Source organism: Planktothrix sp. FACHB-1355 (assembly GCF_014748295.1).
Classification (GTDB): domain Bacteria; phylum Cyanobacteriota; class Cyanobacteriia; order Cyanobacteriales; family Aerosakkonemataceae; genus Aerosakkonema; species Aerosakkonema funiforme_A.
Map to the genome: position 1 here is coordinate 1 of NZ_JACJUP010000438.1, position 5,021 is coordinate 5,021.

The 5,021-nt window shown below is 45.9% G+C and carries 2 protein-coding genes; both read right to left on the reverse strand.

Going from position 1 to position 5,021, the window contains the following annotated elements:
- Positions 1 to 586 precede the first annotated feature (586 nt).
- Positions 587 to 1,516 (reverse strand): PEP-CTERM sorting domain-containing protein, encoded by a 930-nt coding sequence (locus tag H6S82_RS17810; protein ID WP_190470190.1) that lies wholly within the window; start codon positions 1,514 to 1,516, stop codon positions 587 to 589.
- Between the two features lie 400 nt (positions 1,517 to 1,916).
- Positions 1,917 to 4,496, reverse strand: coding sequence for a primosomal protein N' (gene priA / locus H6S82_RS17815; RefSeq protein WP_191056493.1), 2,580 nt, complete (start codon positions 4,494 to 4,496; stop codon positions 1,917 to 1,919).
- Positions 4,497 to 5,021 lie beyond the last annotated feature (525 nt).

Consider the following 5,021-nt stretch of genomic DNA (forward strand, 5'->3'; position numbering starts at 1 on the left):
TTGAGTTTGCTGAAGCTTCCGCTAATAGACATCTCTAAAAATTCTTGTGGGGTAGGCATCCTGCCTGCCCTTTGAGATTCTTTTGGAGGAGATGTCTAATTTATGGCTGATTTGCTGTAACTTTGGACAGTGGCGGGAGGCTTGAGAAGCGCTTCCGCTACCCTTCTAGCTTCTTGATACTCGCCAGGACGTTTGGGTTAGAGTCGAAACGATCCTTGTCATTCCTCTCAAAGCCCAAATTTTCCTACCTGTGTCTAATCGCCGTGCTTAAACTATTTAAGTCCAAAAACGCCTCTCGTTTTGAAGAAATTCTGACGGTTCGTTAGATCGTCATCAATTGCCTTATTTTTTGTATCGGTAAAGCAAACAAAAGTTTTCTTATCAATGTAGCGATAATAGCGAGCGAATCTTAGAGTGGGTTAGCACGGGCGATAATTTCAGCCATTTGGGCTAATCATCAGCTTCCCGTGTCTTAACCCACTATCACACGCAAGTGTATGCAATATGGGCATACATTGTTGAGAATACCTTCAAAAACCCTCCAAACTCTCATAGTAGATGCAACCTAATCGCTAATACAAAATCCTTATGCTTTGTTAACATTTGCAGTTTGCTTACGCGACTTGCTGGCAGCTAGAGCTAAGCCGAGAGATCCCAAAGCGAAGAGGGTAGAAGGTTCGGGTACGGATGCGGTTGGGGTAACTACGGACTTGTTGAACTGGAAGGCAATAGTTTGGGTACCTCTGAATTTGGTAGTATCATAACCAGTAGCAAGCAAATCCTGCGTTACAGTACCCTGTGCGAGGAAAGAAATGTCCCTAAAATAAGTTCCGGACTTGATGGCGTTCAGGTCGAAGTTTAGATTCTGGCCGTTATTAGTAAAGTAGCTACTGGTTAAATCGCCGTGGCTAGGCGTACCGCGAAGACTTTTGACATCATTTTCATAGCGTGTTATACCGCCATAACTGCTGGTATAGCCATCTACAAGATCGGTAACTGTCTTGGCCTGAACGTTACTGTAAACACCAAGTTGTTGTACTCCCGAATGATTTGCCGAAGCAAAGTGGATGCCGTACAAATTCCCGCTTTGCACGGCTTGTGCAAAGTTTTGACCGGGCAGAGTGAAGAACAAGTCACCATAACCGATGAGGTGACCGTCATCAAGAGTACCTGCCAACGGCATATTGCTGTTAATGGCTACGATGACGCTGGTAGCAGTTTGCTTGATAGCTATACCTGAGAAATCAAAAGGATTTGTTTGGCCTGGAGCAGAGCCTATTCCGTAGCGGCCATTTGCTCCATCTGTGTTTGAATCGATCGCATACTGCCAGCCGTTAGCATCGGTGGGGTTTTTTCCGGTGACAAGACCGATAGAGTCGTTCCAACACTCAAAAGTTTGACTAAATGAAGTTCCCGGTGCTAAGTCGAAGGCATGGGCTGCTTGTCCGGTAGCGGATAGGACACCGATAGCTGTAGCTGCAATCTTGAATAAATTGGATAGTTTAGAACTTTTCATTGCTTCGCCCCTTTGCTTTTGTTTTATTTGAGTTATGTCAATAGATTAGCCATTAAATCATGAAGAAAAAAGAGGAGAAGCTAGCTTTATTTATAAAGATACGATCGAATTTTAGAGTTGTAATATTGTAAGATTATGCGTATATTTGCAGGTTAATAAGTAAGTGATCGAAACTTAGCCATAATTTCCATAGTCTAAATTGTCTGCCTAAAAGAGTCAAAGTAAGGAGTTTTTACGGAATCATCAGGTCTGTTATTAATAGTTACCCAGATTAAATACGAAAAATTGTCTTGCCATTACCTCTTCCCTTGCCCGGACTCTGGAAAATTGTCAGTATCGCACTTAAGAGTACGGATGTTATTGCGAACTTTAGGGCGGGCAATGCCCACCCATTACCGCTTTAAATGAAATTGAGGGGGTCTACATCGATCGTCAAGCTGACACCGGCAGGACTGAGCGATCGCACCAAACTCCAATCTGGTAATTCCGGTAGAGTTCCACTGGGAAACTTGAGCAAAATCTGCCATCGATAGCGATTTGCCACTCGCAAGATACTGGCAGGCGCTGGGCCCAGAATTTCGTAACTGTTATTTCTCTCCTCTGAAGGACGCAATTCAGCGGCGACAAGTTCCGCAGTTTCCTCAACTTCGTCAGCATCTATACTACTCAAGCGCAACAAAATTAACCTACCGTAAGGGGGATAATTATTTGTCGCTCGTTGTAGTAATTCCGCTTGGGAAAAAGCATTGTAGTCATGAAGTCGCACCGATCGAATTACAGCGTGTTCGGGAGTGTAAGTTTGCAAAATCACCCGACCGGGATCGTCGCCGCGACCGGCACGACCTGCCACTTGGGTCAAGGTTTGAAATGCTCTCTCGGATGCTCGATAGTCGGCAAAATACAGTAATCCATCTGCCGCCACAATACCCACCAATGTCACCTGGGGTAAATCCAAACCTTTGGTGAGCATTTGCGTTCCCACCAGTAAGTCAGCTTCCCGATTGGCAAACCGCGATAATAAAGTGCGATGCGACCCTTTGGTGCGAGTGGTATCGCTATCGAAACGGATGACGCGCAACTGCGGAAACTGCTTTTTCAATTCCTCTTCGACTCGCTGAGTACCGCTACCGAAAAATTTTAAATAAGGAGAACTGCATTCGGGACAGTGGCGGGGATGAGCGGTAATAAAGTTACAGTAGTGACACCTCAGCAGTTCTGGCGCTCTATCTTCGGTATGGTGATAAGCGAGAGAAACATCGCAGTTGGGACACTCAATTACATACCCGCAACTGCGACAGGAGACAAAAGTGCTGTGTCCGCGCCGATGGATGAAGAGAATTCCCTGTTTGCGTTCTTCCTGCAATTGTTGCAGAGCATCTTGAAGCGATCGACTAAAAATCGATCGATTTCCCTCTCGCAACTCTTGTCGCATATCCACAACTTCCACAGGCGGTAGAGGTCGGGATTGAATTCTCTCCGGTAATGACAAGTAGTAGGATTTTGGATTTTGGATTTTGGATTTTGGATTTTGGATTGCTTCCCGCTCACCTGCTTTGTGTACTTCTACCCAACTTTCCAGAGAGGGAGTAGCGGAACCTAAAATTAAGGGACAATCGATTAATTCTGCACGCCACAGAGCTACAGTACGGGCGTGGTAAGTGGGGGCTGGGCTATCTTGCTTGAAGCTGGAGTCGTGTTCTTCATCTAAGATAATCAGACCGAGTTTGGGCAAAGGGGCGAATACGGCAGAGCGCGTCCCGATGATGATTTGCGGTTCTCCAGTGAGCATTTGCCGCCAGGTATCGTAGCGCTCTCCTTCCGATAAGGCGCTGTGGTAAACGCAAACTCTTTCGCCAAAACGAGCCCGAAATCTGTCAGTTAGCTGAGGTGTGAGGCCGATTTCCGGTACTAGGACGAGGGCGGAGAGTCCGCGTTCTAGGATGGGTGCGATCGCTTGCAAATACACCTCTGTTTTTCCAGATCCGGTGATTCCGTGCAGCAGTACTTCCGCAAATCCATTTAAGTTATTGATTGTCTCTAAAGCAGCTGCTTGCGCTGGAGTGAGAGCTTTGGGTCGATCGTCCGCTACCGCAGGTTCGGATAATTTCCGCAAAACTTCCCTCTCTTGGATGACAACGTAGCTTTTTTGCTCCAATGCTTTGATTGTCGAGGGAGTCGTTTTACACGTTTCCACCAATTCGCTCAGCCACAATTCACCTCCCTGACGCTGCAATACTGCCAAAATTTCCTGTTGACGAGGTGTCAGATCCAGTCCAGTTTCAGAGACAACTAGGGTCACAGCTTGCTTCAACTTCGGTTGAGTGTGTCTGGGCGCTTCTAAATAGCTTTCTACCCAACCGCGTCTCCGTAATTCCCGCAGTCCCCGCGTCGCTCCCCTGACTTGTCGGTTGATGTGTTGCCAGGTGTAGTCTCCCGTTTTCGATGCTTGCAGAAGTTCGAGAATCTGACGGGCAGTGGGACTGAGGAAAATGCCTGCATCTGGGGGAATTGCTTCTGGCTTGAGACGAATGCGACGAGAAGAGCGAGAAAGCAGTCCGGGAGGTAGGGCTACTTTGATCGCTTGCATCAGGGGTGTGTAATAATACTGAGAAAGTCGATTCAGTAAATTCCAGTAGCCAGGAGGAAAAAAACTTTTAGCGACGACATCTTCAACATCGCGAATTTTATCGGATGCCAAATCTGACGGAAGTCGATCGAGCAGACGGATTGCGATCGCGCCTACCTGCTGGGCCCCAAACGGCACACTCAAAATATCTCCAGGATTTACATCCAAATCGGGGGGCAATCTATATGTATATAGCTTCTGTGCAGGAACGTTTTCTCGCTCCTGAGCTTCTGACTGAGTGCCGGGACAATCTACCAATACTTCGATCCACCGAGATGAATGGAAGTTTGTGTCGTAGGGTGCAGCAGGCTCAGCCAATATTGGCTCTGACAAAATCCAACTGGGAGTAGACATACGACGAAATATCTAGCTTTAAAAAGTCCTGGAGTTAAAAACTCCTTTTTGCACCGATGGATGACTGCAAACAGCAAAATCTTTCTCTAGTTTAAGAAATTATGAGTAAAAGTGAGTAAACTGCGACAAGATACTCAGGATATTCGTCATCTGGCGCTAGTAAGCGTCAATTTGTTGTTGACTTGTTTATTTTAGCGGGATATGAAGTTCAAATTTTTGACCGAGACTCAAAAAGTTTCCAGAAAGGATTGTTGAAATATGAAAAACAAAAAAATCACAGGCTATACCCAAGATACCGGGCATTCTGATTAAATCCGCTGCTTTTAGGTAAAAGCATTTCGCGACCCCAACCCACTCTCAAGAGAGGATAGTTTCAGAGAAATCAACCGACAGGAGGAAGAGTTACGAAGGATACTTAATAATCGCTAGATACAGTTCCATCTCAAGCATCATGCCTGTTTTACATCTGTCGGTAGAGAGTAAAGCTTTTAAGTATATGAGATGCTGTGATTACAGTCAAAAATT